The organism is Chryseobacterium sp. 27AL (assembly GCF_057815395.1).
On sequence record NZ_JBYRIW010000013.1, the window covers coordinates 38,343 to 57,302 of the forward strand.

An 18,960-nucleotide genomic window follows, 5' to 3' on the forward strand; every position below is an offset into this window, starting at 1 on the left:
TTATTATTATTTTAAAGTGTTTTTACATTCTTTCTTTCCTGCTCCATCAGTTCTTTGATTTTTTTTTCTTCCCAATCTTTTCCGATTCCGAAAGTAGTTACCGCATGAGCCACAACCCCAAGCCCCCATCCTATCATTGGCCAGAAAAACCACAGATATCCGGGTGATGTTAAAATGTTTAGTACTATAAGAAATGATATGACCAATATGTAAGAAGTAAGGTTTCCATAAAATCCTTTCAGTTCTTTTACTCTTCTGGTTGCTTTTTCGTAAGCCTGATTTTCTTTGGTAATGTAAGTTTCCATATTTTTTATTTTTAAAGATTAATTGTTTGTTTTTGTTGAGACAAATGTAAGTCAGGAAACAATCTCAAATCAATTTTATATGACCGAACCGTAGAATATGCAACCTGAATTGTAAAATCCCGACTCTACAGAGAATCGGGATCTTATTTAAATTTAAATTTTACAAAAAATATAATGATGTAAACCTTTAATAAACAAATGGAATGAGCTTTTTGGTTTTCTTTCTGTATTCCAGATATTCACCGCCGAACTGCTCGATCAGGGTTCTTTCCTCAATTGTAATACGGTAACTGAAAGCGATAAAGGGAATAATAAAAGCCAGCAACAGCGAAAGCCAGTTATTTAGATATAACCCGAGGCCAAGTGAAGTCAATAGAGAAAATGCATAAGAAGGATGTCTGATATACTTATAAAAACCTTCTTTTTTAATTTTATGATCCTGCCGTATGGTGACATCAACGGTAAAATATTTACCTAAAGACCTGATAATGATAAATCTAAGAACAATACCTAACCCTATAGCAATGACACCGGCATAATAGATCCAGACCTCATCAGAAATCGGAAATTCCGTGATATAGGATATCGTGACAGATACTGCAATTGATAATGGAATGGCAATCCAAAGGATATTAAGTGTAGATTTGTCCTTATCTTTTTTATCTTTTTCGTTGGATTTTAAAATATTCTTGTACAGAAATTCACTTAAAAACCACACAACCATCGAAAGAGCGAACAGGACCTGTAAAGTTTTCATTTTTAACAAATTAACAGTTTAAAGTTCTTTTTCTTTATCCATCAGCTGTTTTATTTTTTTCTCTTCCCAATTGCTTCCGAGGAATACGCCCGGAAGGAAAATGCTTATGGCATATCCGACAACTCCTATTCCCCAAAATATAGGAAGGGTAAAATATTTGAGCTGCCAGATCGTTTCTCCGGGTTTTAGTTCTCTATAATTGCTTACAAAAATAAAGATATTAACCACGATATACACGAAGGTAAAAATGTAAAAACTCTTTATCCTTTTTACACGCTTTTCTGCTTCTTTATATCTGATGTCATCTTCACTGATCTGCTGTTTCATGATAACTTAATTTAAAATTTATGATGTTTTTCCAGAATTTCTCTGATCTTTTTTTCTTCCCAGCTTTTACCGATGGCAAAGACATTCATTCCGTGTGCTGCGATACCTATTCCCCAGCCCAGCATTGGCCAGTAAAACCAGATATCATCCGGAGAAGTAATCAGGTTAATAATTATCAGAGCCGGAATGACGATACAGTATGAAATAAGATTTCCGTAAAAGCTTTTAAGTTCCTTTACCCTTTTCTGAGCCCTTTCGTACGCCTTATTTTCATCATCTTTTTTAATATTGATTTCTTGTGGTTTGGCAGACAAAATCGGAAGTTTTACTTTAAAATAATCTTCAGATTTTTCGATAAAAACATTCCGCTTGGTTAGCAGGGCGTATCTCTGAACAATATTGGAAAGCCCGATCCCTGAACTCTCTTTAATCTGTTCTCTTACCTGCAAATTGTTTTCGATGCATAATGTGTCATTTTCGGAAAAGATCTTTATAACAAGAGGTTTGGAGGATGTGGCAAAATTATGTTTGATACAGTTTTCCAACAGCAGCTGCAGTGACAGAGGAACTACTAATTTTCTGTAATTTTCTGCTCTGACATCAAAAACAAAATCTACGCTGTCTTCAAATCTGGTTTTCAGCAGTTCACAATAGGTTTTTGCAAATTCTAGCTCATCTTCTACTGTTACAAGTTCTTTATCCTTTTGTTCCAGAACGTATCTGTAAATCTTTGACATTGAGGCCGTAAACTTCTGCGCCTGTTTGGGATTTTCGTCGATTAAAGAGCTCAGAACGTTTAAAGAATTAAATAAAAAATGCGGATCCAGCTGATTTTTAAGGCTTTCAAATTGGGCATTGGCAGATTTTGCAATTAATTTCTGTTCAACGACTTCTTTTTTGGATGTTTTTTTCAGTTCCTCCATAAAGCCTTTTGCATGGAGAAAAGCTGAGATTAATAATGCAATATTGATCGTAAACCAATTGATATAATTATATTTTCCTGAAAAGTATTCTTCTGTAGTTGCACTTTTCTGAAAAACGACAAAATTCATATAATTACAGAAATACACAAGGATAATATTGGCAAACAAAATAGAGACGATGCTTATAACCGCTCTTTTTGTAGTCGCTTCAGACCAAGGAAATTTTTTGTTGAGAAAATCGTTGATCAATGCATTTCCAATCCCTAAAACAAAAGAATACATGGATGAAATGGCAATCGTAAGCATAAAATTCTTTACCGTTTTCTCGTTTGTAAAAACAAAAAAGAAAAACATAGATGTTGCCAGCGATATCCAGCATAAAGTAATAAAGTCCCTGCGTTTCATTATTTATTTTCCTGCCTCAAAAATTAGGCTATGATAAAAGTATTAAATTATTCTTTACCGAACTGTATTTATAAACCTGAACGGAACTCTAAACCTTCTGCTCTGAGAAGGCTTCAGAGTAAGGTCATTATTTTGCGGCTCCACTAAGAAAATACTCAGCTTCAGATTTTCCCCAATTCGGATCTAAAGAAGTTTTAGGCTTAAAAGTATTGAATTTTTCCAAAGCTGCTTTAAACTGTTCAATGCCTTTTGTCTTGCTTCCTCCGTATTGTTCAGGGGTAAAATAGGTATCTTCCGCCTTGATCAGAGCTACTCTAGGGTTTCCGGGATCAAGCGTTTCTGCCTTCTTAAGCTCTTCCATGGCTTTCATACCGTCGGTCATGTATCTTTCGGCCGGATTTTCCATCATTTTAAGAGAAAAAGCCATTTTTCTGAGAAGGTGAATTTCGGAATTATCTTTTCCTGCAATAGCTTCTGCCTGATCCAGATATTTTTCAGCAGCATTTGCATTTATGGAAAGTTCAGACATTTTTCCTTCCTGCATCTGTGTTCTTCCTTTTTGAAGATAGGCAAGCGCCGCGTAATAAGAAGGCAGCCATTGTTTCGTTTCTTTCTTGCCGATTCTGTCGAAATCATTGGCAAGCGCCTGTAATTCATCGGCCGATCTTGTATTTTCCAGTTTAGTAATCTTGTCAGACATTATTTTTTCATAATCAGCCTGAGCAAAAGCATTTAAACTCATTACACTTAAAGCAAAAGTTAAGAGGTATTTTTTCATTTTTCTAATTTTTGAAGGTTAAATTTTAATATGTTAAATATAATTTTTTAATTGTTTCTAAAATGATATTATAAATTGATATTATAAATTATTGTTGATGGCATCCTGGGTTTTATCAATCCCAAAGCTGATGAAAGCACCTACAAAAACGAAGGTATTTACCGGTGGTACTACCGCCGAACTTCTGTTTCCGTCCATCGAGAAATTGTATCCGTAAATATTTTTTGACCCTAAAATATTGGTCACGCTCAACACGAGAACGGTAAATGCTTTTGTGTCTTTTCTACCGAGATTCGGGAGATAATTCAGACTAAAGTTGAGGGCGTTATAATCTTTAAGTTTTCCCTCATTTCTAACAAAATATTCTGGTTTACCATTAACATCGTGTGTAGCAATATCATAATATGGGCGGCCTTTTGCGTAGGTATAGGAAAGGTTGAATCCTGTTTTCCATTTTGGTACAAATCGTTTAGCCACAGCTGAAAGCGTATGTTCGGAGGCAAAATTAGGTTTTAAACTGACAGGGTAATTCATAAAGTCCCTTTTGGAATCCAGATAAGAATAACTGATCCAATAGTCTATGTTTTCAAATGTTTTTTTATCTCTCCAGAACAGCTCGAGTCCTTTTGCATAGCCATAGCCATTGTTGTTGTCTGCAGTCTGCACATATTGGTTCTGGCTATCCTTATAATCCAGATTTCTTACTTTAACCAGGTCATCATATTTTTTATAAAAAGCTTCAAATCGCAGATTTCTTCCTTCCGTCGTTCTCTGAATCTGAAAAATATAATGTTGTGATTTCTGAAAATCCAAGTTGGCCGGCGCATTAATATATTTACTTTCAGGATTTTGGTAGAAAATTCCGTAAGCGAATGAGGTCGTCCAGTCTTTTGCAAGACGATACGCCAATGCAATACGCGGAGCAATATTGGCTTTTTCGAGATATGAAGAATATTCTGTCCGCATTCCTATTTTAGCCGAAAGCTGATTACTGAATCCAAGATCCGTTTCCAGAAAAGCAGAAGAGATCAGGTCTTTATAATTCTTTTCTACAAAGTCATTAAAGTTCAGTTTTTCGTTGGTACTGTTTAATTCAATTCCTCCACGCAAAGCACTGATTCTGTTTATCTTTCTTTCTAAAACAGTTTTAAAGTTGATATAATTTCCTTTATTTAAAAGTCGTGTATTTCCTGTCGAAACATCGCTTTTTAATGTTGAAAAATCAAGGTCTGACCGGTTAAAAGAATAAGAAGTACCGGCATTCAATAAATATTTACCAAATTTTTGCTTAAAAGACAGATTGTGATACGTACTTTTTCCTTTAAGATTAACGGACGATTCATCATATTTTTCCGGTTCCAAGCTTTGTGTCTGAACACCCATTCTGTTGGAATCGTACATGCCATAATATTTAATAAAACCTCCTGATTTTGTTTTAATTCTAAAATTAAAATCTCCGTTAATGTTTTGAGGCGCTTCTTCGAAATTGGTATTAAAATTAAAAACCTGCTGCATCAGCTTCAGGTTGGAATATCCTAAACTTGCGCCGAAAGAAGAATTCTTATTATCATTCAGTTTCTGAAATCCCGCATTTAAAAATATAGGGGAAAATCCAATATCATAAGAGCTTTGATCCGGCAGATCGATACTTTCCAGCATCAGCGCTCCGGAAAGAGCCTGCCCGTACAGGGCCGAATATCCGCCGCTTGAAAAAACATTTCCTTTGAAGAGCGAAGTATTAAAACGGTCCCTTCCAGCAATTCCCGGCACCGAATTAGAGAAATAATTATTAATTAAACTTCCGTCCATAAAGATCTTTGACTCTGTTCCGGTTCCTCCACGGATAAAAAGGCCTTCTGTCTCTCCCACTTTCTGAACTCCCGGAAGATAGGCTAATGCCGAGGAAATCTGTCCGTTTGCTCCGGCAGTCGTATAAATATCAATCGGCGTTAAAAGCGCTGTTGCTCTCTTTTTGTCGCTGGCTTCAATAGAACCTGCGGAAACAACAACAGCATCAATTTCATTAATCTGCTCTTTCAGTTCAGCACTTACTGAAATCTCTTGATTTTCAATGGAAATAGCTTTTTCTACATCAATATATTTGGGGTGGGTAAACAGTAAGATTTTATTTCCTTTTTCTGAAGTTTCAAAAGAAAAGTTTCCGTCGCCATCTGTAGTCGCTCCGTCATAAGTATCTTTTAAAGTGACGTTTACATCTCGTACGCCTTTGCTTTTATAAGTTACTTTTCCGGAAATTTTTACCTGGGCAAAACTCAGTGAGCAAATTAAAAGGAAGATGAAAAATAATAATCTTGTTTTCATAGCTGATTAATTTCGATTCAAAAGTATCTCGAATTTTAACCTGAAATAAATTTTTGTTGCTGAACCGTAGAATTTGAATTCTGAACTGTAAAATTTGTTTTTTCGTCAAATGATAATTTCTCTCAAAAGCCATATATTCTATTAATTAATCGGAATACAGAAATCCACGATCATTTTACCTTCAGGATGTTCTTTAAAATTGGTATGGTAAATTTCAAAAGGAAAAGCTTTCCGAAGGGTACAGTTGTTTTCTTTCATCCATAAAAAGAGAGAAACCCAGCTTTGCTCAAAATCATTCAAAGTAACTTCTCCACGTCCTACAATAAACCTTCCAGGCTCAATTGTTTCAGAAAAAATTTCCCCTTCGTTCTGTTTTAGCTTTTCGGATACAAGCATACAGGCATGAATTCTGACTTTATCTGCAGGCGTTACCTTAAAGCTGTCGTGATACACGGATATCATCTTCACATTTTCTGCCGGAAAAAGTTTTCTGTCTTTTGCCCAATCAATCAAAATGCCGTAGGAAGGTTCTACATTGGCAATTCCAAGGCTCATAACGGCAGCAAGATTCATCGTTGGAAATTCTTTAATTTCAATTTTTAAATTCATTTTCGTCCAATTTAAAAGGTTTTCAATATTGCAAATGTATTGGCTGAAAACAGAATTTATTTGTCCGTTCTTGCTTTGTTGAGTCTGGATAATATGAAAATTTTCCGGTACAGAATTCCTGAATTCCGAAGGCGATTTTCCATAATATTTTTTAAAGGTCCTGTTGAATGAAGAATGGCTGGAAAAACCAGATTGAAGATAAATTTCTTTCAGGCTTCTATTTTTCCGTAAGGCAAGATAAAAGGCGCTTTTTTCAGTCTTCTTTCTAATGATATAGTTCTGTAAGGTTTCTCCAGTGACCAGCCTGAAAATCCGATGAAAATGAAAGGGCGAATAGGCAGCAATCTGCGAAATTATTTCCAGCGAAAATTCCGTATCAAGATTATCGTCAATGTATTGAATCGCTTTTACAATTCTTTTTTTATACTCTTCCAAATGCAGCAGGATTTGGAATCAAATATATTCAGTTTGGATGAGAGAAGCTTGTCATTTATTGCTATTTTCAAAAAGATCCCTGAATCGTATGTTCTTTTCAGTAAATCTTTTTTAAATTTAACATAAAATCACTTTAAATCATTTAAAATGAAAGCTAAAACATTATCATTACTGGCAGGATGTGCTTTGCTGGCCGTATCATGCGGAACAACAAAAACCTATCAGGTCATGTCTAAAAGCAATACCCAAACGGGCGGAACCGCAAAATTTACCCAGAAAGGTGACGAAGTTATTATGAAACTTGATGTAACGAACCTTACGCCAGGAATTCATGCGGTGCATATTCATGAAAAAGGAGATTGTTCTGCAGCTGACGGAACGTCTACAGGAGGCCACTGGAATCCTGCAAAAGATGACCATGGAAAATGGGGTGCCGAGCATTTCCATATGGGAGATATCGGTAACCTGGTAGCAGACCAGTCCGGAAATGCAACATTGACTTTTAAGACCAATAAATGGTGCCTTGGATGTACCGATGAGTCCAAAAACATTATTGGTAAAGGACTGATCGTACACGCTGCGGCTGACGATTTCCATACGCAGCCTACCGGAAATGCCGGAGGAAGAGTAGGATGTGTTGAAATAAAATAAGTCCGACTATCCCATAAAAAAAACCGTTGTCTGAATTCCACAGACAACGGTTTTTTATTTGATATCGGTTTAAATTAAGATTTCACACCCATTTCAGCAATCACGTTCATGGCTTCCTGAAGGTAAAGGTCTTTTTTAAGATTTTTAACCCAGATTTCAGACTTCTTTTTGAAAGCTTCATCCTTTTTCTCTCTTTCAACTTCGTTCGGATACATCGTAAACTGAAGTCCGTTGTCGAATTTAGTTAAAGATTTAAACTTTTCGATCTGTGCTTTTCTCTGTTTTGTCAGTTCGTTGAACTTATTGATATTAAGTGTGATCGTTTCTTCTTTATCCAGTTTTTCTCTCCATTGTGCAGCTTCCAGCATCAATTGATATTTTGTATTTTTCGCTAATCTGTCTGCGCTTGCCTTTTCTAACGCCTGGATATTGAAGTAATTAACCTTTTGGAAATTTGTTGCCGGAATTTTATCCCAAGCCAACGCATAATCATCATATCGCTCTCCTATTTCGGCATAGGTAAGCAGATCCTTCATCTGAATATCAGAAACAATACCTTTTCTTTGGGTAGATTCTCCTGTAATTCTATAAAACTTCTGGATGGTAAGCTTTAACGCTCCGAAATCATCCTCTGTATTTAAAAATCTGTTTAATTCAACAAAAGTCTGCACGGTTCCTTTTCCGAAAGATTGTGGAGATCCGATAATCATGGCTCTTCCGTAATCCTGCATCACACCGGCAAGAATTTCAGATGCTGAAGCTGAGGCTTCGTTCTGCATGATTACCAAAGGACCTGTCCAGATCGGAGTTTCATTTTTATTCTTTAACGTCTGAATTTTTCCATTTCCATCCTTTACCTGAACATAAGGACCTGCCTGCATGAAAAGTCCCATGATATCACCAACTTCTGTTAGTGAACCTCCTCCGTTATTTCTAAGGTCCAGAACAATTCCCTCTATGTTTTGCTTTTTAAGCTTAATGATCTCATTTTTAATATCATCAGAAGCATTTCTTCCGTTTGGATTTTCAAAATCTGCATTAAAGCTAGGCAAGTTGATAAATCCATATTTTTTCCCGTTAGGAGAGCCTACGACTATACTTCTTGCAAAAGTATCTTCAATGGCTACCTCTTCACGGATCATGGTAACCTCTTTTATGGTTCCGTCCTTTTTCTGAACAGTTAGTGTTACAGGAGTACCTTTTTCCCCGCGGATTAATCGCACAGCTTCATCAGAGAGCATACCGACTACATTTACGGCATCTTCATTTGGTTTTGATTTTACTTTAAGAATCTTATCACCATCGGAAAGCTGTTTAGACTTCCATGCAGGCGCTCCGATTGTTAAGGCTCCTAAATAGAGATTTCCCTTTTTCTCCTGAATAATCGCACCGATACCAATTACTTTTCCTGTAAAGTTGGTATCAAAATCTTCTTTATCTTTCGGAGAATAGTAGTTTGTATGCGGATCGAAAACTTCTGTATACGCATTCATGTACACCGTAAACAGATCTATTTTCTTTCTTTTCTTAAATCTTCTGAACATGTCCTGTACAAGATCTTTTACCTCTCCGGTTGCTTTCTGAAGCTTCTGCTCAGGTGCAAGTGGCTGATATTTAATGGTATCTTTCAGTTTATATCGTTGTACAGAATCTTTCTTTTCCTTCTGGGTCTCTTCTTTGCTGTTCATCGATTCAATCTCCTGAAGAATATTGTATTTAATGAATTTTTTCCATTCATTATACTGTTCCTGCTTGTTGGCTGGAGCTTTTTTGAGTTTTGGCTCAAGCGTCAAAGTTTCATCTTCTTCGAGATTGATCGGTTTGCTTAAAATATCCTGAATCATTTTATCAATCTCGTCGGTTCTCTGGTACAATCGGTCAACCGTGAGTTTATAGAAAGTAAGATCTCCTTGATTAAGATAATCATCCAGCTTGGTTTCGTGCTTGGCAAATTCATCCATATCCGACTGCAGAAAATATCTTTTCCCGGAATCTACCAGATCAAAATACAGCTTATACACATCCTTGGAATACGCATCATTGATAGGTTTCGGGCTGTAATGCAGGTAAGAAAGAGTATTTTTTACGCTCACCATTATCGTCTGCATCTTTTCATCTTCATTTTTAGGCGAGTTGAAACAAAACATTAGACTTGTTAATGGAATGAGGAGTAAAAATTTATTTAGCTTAAAATTTTTCCACATAAATCTGTAATGTATTTTTATTAATTTTTAAAAAGTATTATAATGAGTAGTAATTTTTAATTTACTGTTACAAATTATCAAATTTAATACCTTCTTTACAAATATCAGATAGTTTTAAGTATTTTTGTTAAAATTAAATTTTAATATGGAAAAACCACTTATTCTGGTTACTAATGACGACGGAATCACAGCACCTGGAATCAGAAATCTTGTAAGTTTTATGAACGAAATCGGAGAAGTAATCGTTGTAGCACCCAACTCTCCACAAAGTGGTAAAGGCCACGCCATTACCATCAATTCTACCTTAAGCTATGAAGAAGTACATCTTGACGGTCCGCAAAGAGATTTCTCCTGCAGCGGGACACCTGTTGACTGTGTAAAGATGGCTCTTGATAAAATACTTCCCAGAAGACCGGATATTGTCGTATCAGGAATTAACCACGGCGCAAACTCATCCATTAACGTTATTTATTCCGGGACGATGTCTGCAGCAGTGGAAGCCGGTGTAGAAAATCTTCCGGCCATCGGATTCTCTTTGCTGGATTTCAGCTGGGAGGCAGATTTCACACAGGCAAAAGAATATATTCAGAATATTGTAAAGAAAACGTTGGAAAACCCAATGCCGAAAGGTGTTGTTTTAAATGTAAATATTCCTAAACTTCAGAAAGAAGAAATCAAAGGTGTAAAGGTCTGCAAACAGGCTCATGCCAAATGGGAAGAAAGCTTTGATGAAAGGGTGAATCCTCACGGTAAAAAATACTATTGGCTTACCGGCTATTTCAACAATATGGACGAATCTGAAGATGCCGATGAAACCGCTTTAGCAAATGGCTACATCTCAATTGTTCCTGTGAAATTTGACCTTACAGCATATGAGTATATGAATACGCTGAGCGAGGTGATGAAGTTTGATTAAAATACTGAGGCGTAATTATTTTACGCCTTATTTTTTTACTGAAACGAAAGCTTTTGCACCGAATAAAATTCTAATCATATCAAAAACTGTAAGTTTTATATGCCGGTATTCTAATAGGTTAAGTGCTTTTTTAATCTCAACATAATTAGAATAATCAAAACTTGATATTGTCTCAATAATTCTATCATCGCTTACAATATACAAAATATTATACGTAGAATATCTTGACCTTTCTTCTTTTTCAAAGCAAAAATCTAAATCCTTTAAGTTTATGATTACTGTTTTAAAAAGCTTTTTAGATATTATATCTTGATCAGTAATAATAATCTTCGTATGAATTTTGATGAAAAAATTCCATATAAATATTAATAGTAATAGTAAAAAAATATCTTTCACAAGTTTTAACAACTTGAAATTGTTAATATCATCTATTATAACAAAAGTAAAAACGATAGTTAATATAAATGTCAAGAAATAGACGATAATAAATGATTCAATATTTATCCTAGATCTTATCATAAAATCAAAATAAAACTCTATCCTCTTTTCTCAATTCTTCTAAATATTTACTCTTATCATCCCGGTAAAAAAGATTCATGGTTTCGAAGGGAATGAGTTTTAAATCTTTATTGACGATGTGCACACAGGATTTCTTTACGGCGCGGACATCAAAATCGTGGGCATCCATAAAATTCATGATGATGATTCTGAAAAGATTGTCATAATCGAGATTGGGAGCCGAAACTTCGGGAAGACAGCACAGTAACTGGTTTACTTTCGGTTTCACTTTATCTACGGAGATTCCGGTGCTGAAGATATCCAGAAGCTGCATCTGCAGTCCCGTATCTTGTTCGTATACGATTGTATTTCTCGTTTCATTATTCAGGAGATCAGCAGGATTGATATATCGTGTTAAAGGAATCGTTTCACCTTCAAGCTTTAGAATATAGCCCATCGCCAAAGCATCCGGATTACATGGAACCGGAATGATATCATCCGAATTGAGAAGCGGAAACTGGTTTAAAATCTCCTGTCTTACTTCGGTCAACGTTATCTTTTCATACGCAGAATCTTCACGGTTTCTTCCAGCAATTTCAACGGGCTGAAAAGTAATCCCACGCACGCATTTCTGTTTTAAAGCAAAATCAATAATTTTCCCGATCTCATCAATGTTTTTTCCTTTTTGAAGAACAATCACCAGCGTTGTAGACAGATTCAGGGCATTCAGTTTCTCTAAAGCTTTCATTCTGATATCCGTAAGGTCTTTTCCTCTAAAATCTTCAAGGACTTCAGGTTTAAAAGAATCAAACTGCAGATAGATCTCGAACTCCGGGGCATAGGTGGCCAGTTTTTCAGCAAAACCGGGATCATTGGCAATCCGTACGCCGTTGGTATTTAACATCAGATGCTTGATCGGCTTCGACTTGGCAATATCCATAATCTTAAAAAACTCGGGATGAATCGTAGGCTCGCCTCCGCTGATCTGTACGACATCCGGCTCGCCTTCATTTCTTACGATCGTATCAAACATCGCTTCGATTTCCTCAAGACTTCTGTGGCTTCCATAATGCGGCGAAGACATTGCATAACATGTAGGGCATGTAAGATTGCAGCGATCGGTAACTTCTACTATAGAAAGGCAGCTGTGCTGCTCATGATCAACGCATAAGCCGCAATCATAAGGACATCCGTATTCTACATCCGTTCCGAAATGAACCGGCATTTCCGAAGCTTTATTATAGTTTCTGATATTTTTGTAATACGGTACATCAGTAGCAATTTTCGTTTTGAAAAACCCATGATCGGGACATCTTTTCGTCATAAAAACAGCTTCATCTTCAATAATGATCTTCGCCCCCACTCTTTTCAGGCATTCCGGGCAAAGACTGATGGTATAATCGTAATAGGTATAGTTTCTTACTGGCATGATACTCTTTTTATAAACTAAAGCCACAGATGCATCCGCCGGCGATAAAGGTTAATATCCCGACAAGAATTCCTATTAAAGGCGCTTTGAAATTATACTTCTTTTCGGGGTTGGAGGCAGACATAATCCCTAAAATGAGGATCACGAGCACAGAAACCATGATGATCACAATTCCTGCACCGAGAAAAAAGATTCCAAATCCTGCGAACTGTCCTCCTAAATTACCGACTTCTAATAATTTCATACCTGTTTTTTTTGAATAGATAAATATAATAAATGATAATGAAAACACACACCAGCTGGATTGTACTTAAACCAAAAATGATATTGTACTTAGGTTTAATAAAATCAAGAAAAAACCGGAAAGAGAAATAAAGAAGCATAAAAATCTGGAATAAAACGCCGGATCTGTAGCTGAAATTTCTCTGAAAATATTTTAAAAATACAAATAATGCTGCTAAAAATACCATCTCATATAAAGCTACCGGATGCCTTAGAACATGGTCTCCCAAATCCATCCCGAAAACAGAATCTGTCGGAAGGCCATAAGTTTCTTCATAGACTCCGGTGAAAAAACATCCGATTCTGCCGATAAACATGGCTGCAATTAAAGGATAAACCATTCTGTCGCCTGTACTTTCCTTTTTACCAATAATTGCTTTCATGGCTTCGACGCCTATCAGTCCTCCTGCAAGTCCGCCAACAATGGTATTATTCAGCCAGATGTAGGCCCATACATCAGGCGCTTTCATCAAGTCATCAGGTCTTTCCAGAGAGCCGATCATGTGTGAACCAATTAAAGCTCCTAAAGTAGCCGCAATAAGGATTAATAAAGAATTTATATTGCTGAATTTTTCTTTATCATTTCTTTTTAAAAATGTATAATAACGCATTCCGACGAAAATCCCCAGAGACTCTGTGATCGGATGCAGTAAAACGTCTTTACCTAAAATATGAACAGTTGCAGGGAAATCCATGGTTTCAAATGTATTGCTTTTTACAGCGCTTCTGCAAGCCATTTTTTGATTTTTTATATATTGTCGAAACCTTATTAAAAAAATGTCGAGACGTTTTGTCTAAAACGTCGAAACCTTTTGGTGAAAACGTCGGGACCTTTTTAGTAAAACGTCTCGACGTTTTATGGAGTGCATCGAAATGGCCACTACAACAGTAAGAAAAAGGCTTTAAATAAAACATGATTCAGACTTCTGAAAATATAGACCTGTTTAGCTTTTCTTAAAGAAAGAATTTCTGTCAGAGAGATAACTAAACGTACACTTAATAGCAGAAGAAATCTGCTCTCTTTGCATTCTTAAACAATAACTTGTTTAAACTTTCTATTTAACCGCAAAAGATGTAAAAGATATTTAATCAAAGTTATAAACACAAAGAGAAGCCCATAAAAATATTAGATAAAATTTAAACATTAAGGAATTAAGGTTTTCTTAATTAACTTAATATAAAGCAATTAATTGATTTATTATTTTTTATACTTAATAAACTGAATTTCTTTATTGTTAAGATTAAGAATAAACTTCGTTTATTTGGATAAAGTACATTAAGAGAAGTCCATAAAAATATTAGATAAAATTTTAACATTAAGGAATTAAGGTTTAATTTCTTAATTAACTTAATATAAAGCAATTAATTGATTTTATTATTTTTTATACTTAATAAACTGAATTTCTTTATTGTTAAGATTAAGAATAAACTTCGTTTATTTGGATCAAGTACATTAAGAGAAGTCCATAAAAATATTAGATAAAATTTTAACATTAAGGAATTAAGGTTTAATTTCTTAATTAACTTAATATAAAGCAATTAATTGATTTCTTATTTTTACCACTTAATAACTGAATTTCTTAATGTTAAGATTAAGAATAAACTTCGTTTATTTGAATCAAGTACATTAAGAGAAGTCCATAAAATATTAGATAAAATTTTAACATTAAGGAATTAAGGTTTAATTTCTTAATTAACTTAATATAAAGCAATTAATTGATTTATTATTTTTTATACTTAATAAACTGAATTTCTTAATGTTAAGATTAAGAATAAACTTCGTTTATTTGGATAAAGTACATTAAGAGAAGCCCATAAAAATATTAGATAAAATTTTAACAGTTACTAAAAACAGCTTTATTGATAAATCACTGTCATTTAAGAGTTACAATCAATCTTTTTCCTTATTTTTATTAAATAATATCCAAATTATGAGAATAGAAAATGATATAAAACTGGGATTTAAAGATGTAATGTTCCGCCCGAAACGTTCTACTTTAAAATCCCGTTCGGAAGTTGATCTGGAAAGAGAATTTACCTTCAGACATACCCGGAAAAAATGGAGCGGCATACCGGTTATTGCAGCCAATATGGATACTGTCGGGACCTTTGAAATGGCCGTTGAACTTGCCAAAGAAAAGATTATTACTGCTATTCATAAGCATTATACGCCTGAGGAATGGTCTCAGTTCCTGGAATCGCAGCCTGAAAGCATCCATCAGTATATAGCCTTAAGCACCGGCACGGGAAAATCGGATGAGGAGAAAATCAGGACGATCCTCGAAAAGCACCCGAAAATTGAGTTTCTCTGTATTGACGTAGCCAATGGGTATTCGGAACATTTTGTGGAATTTGTGAAGAAAGCAAGAACTAATTTTCCGGATAAAATCATTATTGCAGGAAATGTGGTGACAGGAGAAATGGTGGAAGAGCTTCTTCTCGTGGGCGCAGATATTATTAAAGTGGGAATCGGTCCCGGTTCTGTCTGTACAACGCGTGTGAAAACGGGGGTCGGCTATCCCCAGCTTTCCGCCATTATTGAATGTGCCGATGCTGCGCATGGACTGAAAGGCCATATCATTGCAGATGGTGGCTGTAAAGTTCCGGGAGATGTGGCAAAGGCTTTCGGCGGCGGCGCAGACTTTGTAATGCTGGGAGGAATGTTTGCCGGACACGACGAAAGTGGCGGCGAAATTGTAGAAGAAAACGGCAAGAAATACCGTCTTTTTTACGGAATGAGCTCAAAAACAGCAATGGAAAAGCACTCGGGAGGAGTCGCAGAATACAGAGCTTCGGAAGGAAAAACCGTAAAAGTTGCCTACAAAGGTCCTGTATCGGAAACGGTAAAAGATATTTTGGGTGGCGTACGGTCTACCTGCACATATGTAGGCGCTTCAACCTTAAAAGAACTTTCTAAAAGGACAACCTTTATCAGGGTGCAGGAACAGGAAAATCAGGTTTTTAAAGATTAATTTTTTACTCTTATAAAACAACAAAATCCGTCTCATGAGACGGATTTTTATTATTAAATTGTTTAATCATTATTAAGTCAGGAGACCTCCATCAACGTTAATCGTCTGTCCTGTAATATATGATGCCATTTCGCTTCCTAAGAATACACAGGCGTTGGCAATGTCTTTTGTCTGCCCAAGCTTTTTCATAGGAATAGCTTCGTTCCATTTTTCTTTCGCTTTATCATCTAAGGCATCTGTCATTTCAGTCTGAATGAACCCAGGAGCAATAGCGTTGCAACGGATATTTCTTGAGCCTAATTCAAGGGCAACAGATTTTGTGAATCCAATAACCCCTGCTTTGGAGGCGGCATAATTGGCCTGTCCCGCATTTCCGCTGATTCCCACTACCGAAGTCATATTGATGATTGATCCTTCTTTAGCCTTCATCATCGGCTTGATTACCGCTTTTGTAAGATTGAATACAGAATCCAGGTTTACATTGATCACTTTGTCCCAATCTTCTTTTGACATTCTCAGGAGAAGATTGTCTTTAGTGATTCCTGCATTGTTGATGAGAATATCGATTTTTCCAAATTCTTTCATTACTTCATCCACCAGTGTTTGAGCGGCATCAAAATCTGATGCGTCCGACTGGTATCCTTTAATTTGAGTTACAGAACTTAAAGTTGCTTCTAATTCCTTAGCTTTTTCTACAGATCCGGCATAGGTGAAAGCGATTTTTGCTCCCTGCTGAGCATACATTTCAGCGATTCCTTTTCCGATTCCTCGGGTAGCTCCTGTTATTAGCGCTACTTTTCCTTCTAATAGTTTCATATGATGACAATTATTTTCTTGATAACTTATTAACCTTTTGAATGTTGGCTAATATACATTATTTAGTTTTATAGAAATAAAACGGTTCGCAAAGATATTATAAAATGTTATTCATTGCATTTTAAATCACACTTTTAGCAAAACTTTTTACCTGTTTTTTGTCATGCATATCAATTAATCTATAAAATTCCGGTCTTTCTGTTCGGTGAAATAAATATATTGGGTTTCTTTTCCTTTTATAAGTTTAAGGCCTTTTTTATCCTGAATAAACTTATCAAAAACAACTTCTGCCAAGGGTTCATTTTTGTGATTCGTTACTCCGAATTTGTTATCTTTTTTAATGATAAATTCGTTGACGCCGACAAAGGTTGTGATATCATCATAAATAAAAGGAACTACCTCTTTTCCTTCTTCATCCAATATCCCGTAAAAATTATCGATATTTTTACCAACAAGCATAGGATACATATCCAAAAGTTTTATTTCTTTAAAGCCTTTCAGTTCAACATATTGTCTGTCTTTTGGAGAAAATTTATAATATCTATTGTCTTTACTAAGAATCAAAGTATCAGGGAATATTTTCTCGATCTCATAATCTTCACTGATAACATTTTTAAGATCTTTATCCAAAATCTTCTCCTCATCATTTTTACGGAGGTATAAATATTTATCTCCCGCAATAGTAAGTCCTTCTATCCTGTCATATTCTTTTGGAAAAACTATTTCCCCATTAAGACGGACCACAGCAGCTTTCGGATTATTTTGATCCTGAGATGTTTTAAACAACCCATTAAAAATAGGGTTTACATAATGATAATCAAGATCATATATCTTCCCTTCCCGTTTAGAGAAGATGCTTACTTTATCATCTTTTGTAAGGTAAATATATTCTCTCCCAACAAAAGCCTGCTCATAAATTTCATCAGCGATTACAGTTTCTTTGTCATTAATAATTCCGTATCGGTTTTTTGTTGTATCAAGTGTTACAAGAAATGGAAAAGCATTGATATTGTCTACATTATGATTGGAAATTATCGTTAAGGTCTTTCCGTTATTATCAATAATCTCACCGGATTGTTCACCGGTTGTGATGTAGGTTCTTCCTTTATAAAAGCGGAGATCAGTGCTAAATTCCCTGTCTGAAATCTGCTTGCCATCGAAATCATAGATTAACCAGACTCCGTTTTTTTTAACAAAAAATCTGTTTTCACTGGCAAATTCTATTTTGTCGGAAAAAGGAATGATCTGTTTTCCGTTGAAATCATACACGCATTCTTTACCTTGTTTTGTGTAAATCATGCGGTCTTTATTTTCCCAAGTTCTGAACCTGAAGTTGTCTAAAGGGATCAGCTCTTTTCCTTTTTCGTCAATCAAAGCGGTTTTTCCGTTTGAATTTCCTGCTTTTACCTTCAGGATGAAGCGGTCTTTCCAAAGCCGTGAAATTTCACTTTTAAAAGGATAATCAAAGGTAATATTGCCTAAAGAATCTACAATTCCGGTTTTTCCGGTTTTGGCATCGCTGATCATTCCGTAGCCTTTCGTATAGGAACGTACTTCTTTGCCCAGTTTTTTAGTTAAAAGTATCTGTTTATACTGATCCGTCTGTCCGAAGCAAACCGACGAAAACAGTACGAAAATTAGTTTTTTCAATTAAATGGAATTATTTACGATGAGAACTATCTCACCTTTTAAGGTTTTGCTTTTTGAGAATTCAATGAGTTCAATAATTGTTCCGCGCTTGGTTTCTTCGAATTTTTTTGAAATTTCCCGGCTGAGACTTACTTTAGTTTCTTCTCCAAAAAATTCTTTGATCTGCTCTAAAGTCGTATTGATTTTATGCGGGCTTTCATACAGAACGATGGTCTTTTTCTCTTCGGCGAGTTGCTTGAGTTTGGTCTGCCTTCCCTTCTTTTGTGGCAAAAATCCTGCAAAAAGGAATTCGTTATTAGGTAATCCGGAAACCACTAAAGCCGGAACAAAAGCGGTCGCTCCCGGCAGGCAAATCATCTCAATATGATGGTCGGCACCTGCTTTTGCAAGCAAATATCCCGGATCTGAAATTCCCGGAGTTCCGGCATCGGTGATAATGGCAATGTTCTGACCGTTTTTAAGGTCGGTTATTACTTTTTCCGTTGCCTGATGTTCGTTATGGAGATGATAAGATTTTAAAGGTTTTGAAACTTCGAAATGCTTCAGAAGGACTCCGGAAGTTCTTGTATCTTCACACAATATGTAATCAACCTCTTTCAGCACATTGACCGCTCTGTAGCTCATATCTTCCAGGTTCCCGATGGGTGTGGGAACAAAATATAGAATTCCGCTCAAAATTAA

18 protein-coding genes are annotated in these 18,960 nt (G+C 35.7%); 3 read left to right on the top strand and 15 right to left on the bottom strand.

What is annotated here, in order from left to right:
• Positions 1 to 11 precede the first annotated feature (11 nt).
• The 7 genes from AC3WV0_RS15205 to AC3WV0_RS15235 all read right to left on the bottom strand — a co-directional run bounded on the left by AC3WV0_RS15205 (position 12) and on the right by AC3WV0_RS15235 (position 6,861).
• The gene (locus AC3WV0_RS15205) at positions 12 to 305 is read right to left on the bottom strand and encodes a 2TM domain-containing protein (RefSeq protein ID WP_488846952.1); all 294 of its coding nucleotides are present in this window, start codon (positions 303 to 305) and stop codon (positions 12 to 14) included.
• A 187-nt stretch (positions 306 to 492) separates the two neighbouring features.
• The gene (locus AC3WV0_RS15210) at positions 493 to 1,062 is read right to left on the bottom strand and encodes a methyltransferase family protein (RefSeq protein WP_488846953.1); all 570 of its coding nucleotides are present in this window, start codon (positions 1,060 to 1,062) and stop codon (positions 493 to 495) included.
• Positions 1,063 to 1,080: 18 nt separating this feature from the next.
• Positions 1,081 to 1,389 carry a 2TM domain-containing protein gene (locus tag AC3WV0_RS15215; protein ID WP_488846954.1) on the bottom strand — a complete coding sequence of 103 codons (309 nt, stop codon included), beginning with the start codon at positions 1,387 to 1,389 and terminating at the stop codon, positions 1,081 to 1,083.
• 11 nt (positions 1,390 to 1,400) lie between these two features.
• Positions 1,401 to 2,717, bottom strand: coding sequence for a 2TM domain-containing protein (locus tag AC3WV0_RS15220; RefSeq protein WP_488846955.1), 1,317 nt, complete (start codon positions 2,715 to 2,717; stop codon positions 1,401 to 1,403).
• Between the two features lie 127 nt (positions 2,718 to 2,844).
• The gene (locus AC3WV0_RS15225; protein ID WP_488846956.1) at positions 2,845 to 3,495 is read right to left on the bottom strand and encodes a hypothetical protein; all 651 of its coding nucleotides are present in this window, start codon (positions 3,493 to 3,495) and stop codon (positions 2,845 to 2,847) included.
• An 81-nt stretch (positions 3,496 to 3,576) separates the two neighbouring features.
• Positions 3,577 to 5,817, bottom strand: coding sequence for a TonB-dependent receptor (locus AC3WV0_RS15230; RefSeq protein ID WP_488846957.1), 2,241 nt, complete (start codon positions 5,815 to 5,817; stop codon positions 3,577 to 3,579).
• Positions 5,818 to 5,958: 141 nt separating this feature from the next.
• Positions 5,959 to 6,861 (bottom strand): AraC family transcriptional regulator, encoded by a 903-nt coding sequence (locus AC3WV0_RS15235; protein ID WP_488846958.1) that lies wholly within the window; start codon positions 6,859 to 6,861, stop codon positions 5,959 to 5,961.
• 147 nt (positions 6,862 to 7,008) lie between these two features.
• Between AC3WV0_RS15235 and AC3WV0_RS15240 the strand changes: the two genes are divergently transcribed.
• Positions 7,009 to 7,512, top strand: coding sequence for a superoxide dismutase family protein (locus AC3WV0_RS15240; protein WP_488846959.1), 504 nt, complete (start codon positions 7,009 to 7,011; stop codon positions 7,510 to 7,512).
• A gap of 74 nt (positions 7,513 to 7,586) precedes the next feature.
• On the opposite strand, the gene AC3WV0_RS15245 is transcribed toward AC3WV0_RS15240, so the two are convergent.
• On the bottom strand, positions 7,587 to 9,716 hold the full coding sequence (locus AC3WV0_RS15245; protein ID WP_488846960.1) for a carboxy terminal-processing peptidase: 2,130 nt from the start codon (positions 9,714 to 9,716) through the stop codon (positions 7,587 to 7,589).
• 145 nt (positions 9,717 to 9,861) lie between these two features.
• On the opposite strand from AC3WV0_RS15245, the gene surE reads away from it, so the two are divergent.
• On the top strand, positions 9,862 to 10,632 hold the full coding sequence (surE, locus tag AC3WV0_RS15250; RefSeq protein ID WP_090001623.1) for a 5'/3'-nucleotidase SurE: 771 nt from the start codon (positions 9,862 to 9,864) through the stop codon (positions 10,630 to 10,632).
• Between the two features lie 27 nt (positions 10,633 to 10,659).
• Here the strand turns inward: surE and AC3WV0_RS15255 are convergent, their stop codons facing one another.
• From AC3WV0_RS15255 to AC3WV0_RS15270, 4 genes are all read right to left on the bottom strand, one after another.
• The gene (locus tag AC3WV0_RS15255; protein WP_488846961.1) at positions 10,660 to 11,028 is read right to left on the bottom strand and encodes a hypothetical protein; all 369 of its coding nucleotides are present in this window, start codon (positions 11,026 to 11,028) and stop codon (positions 10,660 to 10,662) included.
• 127 nt (positions 11,029 to 11,155) lie between these two features.
• Positions 11,156 to 12,559 carry a radical SAM protein gene (locus AC3WV0_RS15260; RefSeq protein WP_488846962.1) on the bottom strand — a complete coding sequence of 468 codons (1,404 nt, stop codon included), beginning with the start codon at positions 12,557 to 12,559 and terminating at the stop codon, positions 11,156 to 11,158.
• Positions 12,560 to 12,569: 10 nt separating this feature from the next.
• Complete coding sequence (locus tag AC3WV0_RS15265; protein WP_090001627.1) at positions 12,570 to 12,803, bottom strand: hypothetical protein; 234 nt, start codon at positions 12,801 to 12,803, stop codon at positions 12,570 to 12,572.
• Positions 12,781 to 13,578, bottom strand: coding sequence for a prolipoprotein diacylglyceryl transferase (locus AC3WV0_RS15270; protein WP_488846963.1), 798 nt, complete (start codon positions 13,576 to 13,578; stop codon positions 12,781 to 12,783). Before AC3WV0_RS15270 ends, AC3WV0_RS15265 begins: the two co-directional genes overlap by 23 nt.
• Before the next feature lie 1,194 nt (positions 13,579 to 14,772).
• On the opposite strand from AC3WV0_RS15270, the gene AC3WV0_RS15275 reads away from it, so the two are divergent.
• Complete coding sequence (locus AC3WV0_RS15275; RefSeq protein ID WP_488846964.1) at positions 14,773 to 15,813, top strand: GMP reductase; 1,041 nt, start codon at positions 14,773 to 14,775, stop codon at positions 15,811 to 15,813.
• A gap of 72 nt (positions 15,814 to 15,885) precedes the next feature.
• Here AC3WV0_RS15275 and fabG read toward each other — a convergent pair whose 3' ends face one another.
• The 3 genes from fabG to rsmI form a co-directional block, all read right to left on the bottom strand.
• Positions 15,886 to 16,629 (bottom strand): 3-oxoacyl-[acyl-carrier-protein] reductase, encoded by a 744-nt coding sequence (gene fabG, locus AC3WV0_RS15280; RefSeq protein ID WP_312902050.1) that lies wholly within the window; start codon positions 16,627 to 16,629, stop codon positions 15,886 to 15,888.
• A 174-nt stretch (positions 16,630 to 16,803) separates the two neighbouring features.
• The gene (locus tag AC3WV0_RS15285) at positions 16,804 to 18,279 is read right to left on the bottom strand and encodes a WG repeat-containing protein (RefSeq protein WP_488846965.1); all 1,476 of its coding nucleotides are present in this window, start codon (positions 18,277 to 18,279) and stop codon (positions 16,804 to 16,806) included.
• Entirely contained in the window at positions 18,280 to 18,954 is a 675-nt protein-coding gene (rsmI, locus tag AC3WV0_RS15290; protein ID WP_488846966.1) for a 16S rRNA (cytidine(1402)-2'-O)-methyltransferase, read from the bottom strand. It abuts the gene before it with no gap.
• Positions 18,955 to 18,960: the final 6 nt, after the last annotated feature.

Bases quoted from the DNA above. Each gene is read 5' to 3' on its own strand.
- AC3WV0_RS15215 (WP_488846954.1), bottom strand. From the start codon at position 1,389: ATGAAACAGCAGATCAGTGAAGATGACATCAGATATAAAGAAGCAGAA.
- surE (WP_090001623.1), top strand. From the start codon at position 9,862: ATGGAAAAACCACTTATTCTGGTTACTAATGACGACGGAATCACAGCA.
- AC3WV0_RS15240 (WP_488846959.1), top strand. From the start codon at position 7,009: ATGAAAGCTAAAACATTATCATTACTGGCAGGATGTGCTTTGCTGGCC.
- AC3WV0_RS15230 (WP_488846957.1), bottom strand. From the start codon at position 5,817: ATGAAAACAAGATTATTATTTTTCATCTTCCTTTTAATTTGCTCACTG.
- AC3WV0_RS15260 (WP_488846962.1), bottom strand. From the start codon at position 12,559: ATGCCAGTAAGAAACTATACCTATTACGATTATACCATCAGTCTTTGC.
- fabG (WP_312902050.1), bottom strand. From the start codon at position 16,629: ATGAAACTATTAGAAGGAAAAGTAGCGCTAATAACAGGAGCTACCCGA.
- AC3WV0_RS15275 (WP_488846964.1), top strand. From the start codon at position 14,773: ATGAGAATAGAAAATGATATAAAACTGGGATTTAAAGATGTAATGTTC.
- AC3WV0_RS15210 (WP_488846953.1), bottom strand. From the start codon at position 1,062: ATGAAAACTTTACAGGTCCTGTTCGCTCTTTCGATGGTTGTGTGGTTT.
- AC3WV0_RS15245 (WP_488846960.1), bottom strand. From the start codon at position 9,716: ATGTGGAAAAATTTTAAGCTAAATAAATTTTTACTCCTCATTCCATTA.
- AC3WV0_RS15225 (WP_488846956.1), bottom strand. From the start codon at position 3,495: ATGAAAAAATACCTCTTAACTTTTGCTTTAAGTGTAATGAGTTTAAAT.
- AC3WV0_RS15220 (WP_488846955.1), bottom strand. From the start codon at position 2,717: ATGAAACGCAGGGACTTTATTACTTTATGCTGGATATCGCTGGCAACA.
- AC3WV0_RS15270 (WP_488846963.1), bottom strand. From the start codon at position 13,578: ATGGCTTGCAGAAGCGCTGTAAAAAGCAATACATTTGAAACCATGGAT.
- AC3WV0_RS15205 (WP_488846952.1), bottom strand. From the start codon at position 305: ATGGAAACTTACATTACCAAAGAAAATCAGGCTTACGAAAAAGCAACC.
- AC3WV0_RS15265 (WP_090001627.1), bottom strand. From the start codon at position 12,803: ATGAAATTATTAGAAGTCGGTAATTTAGGAGGACAGTTCGCAGGATTT.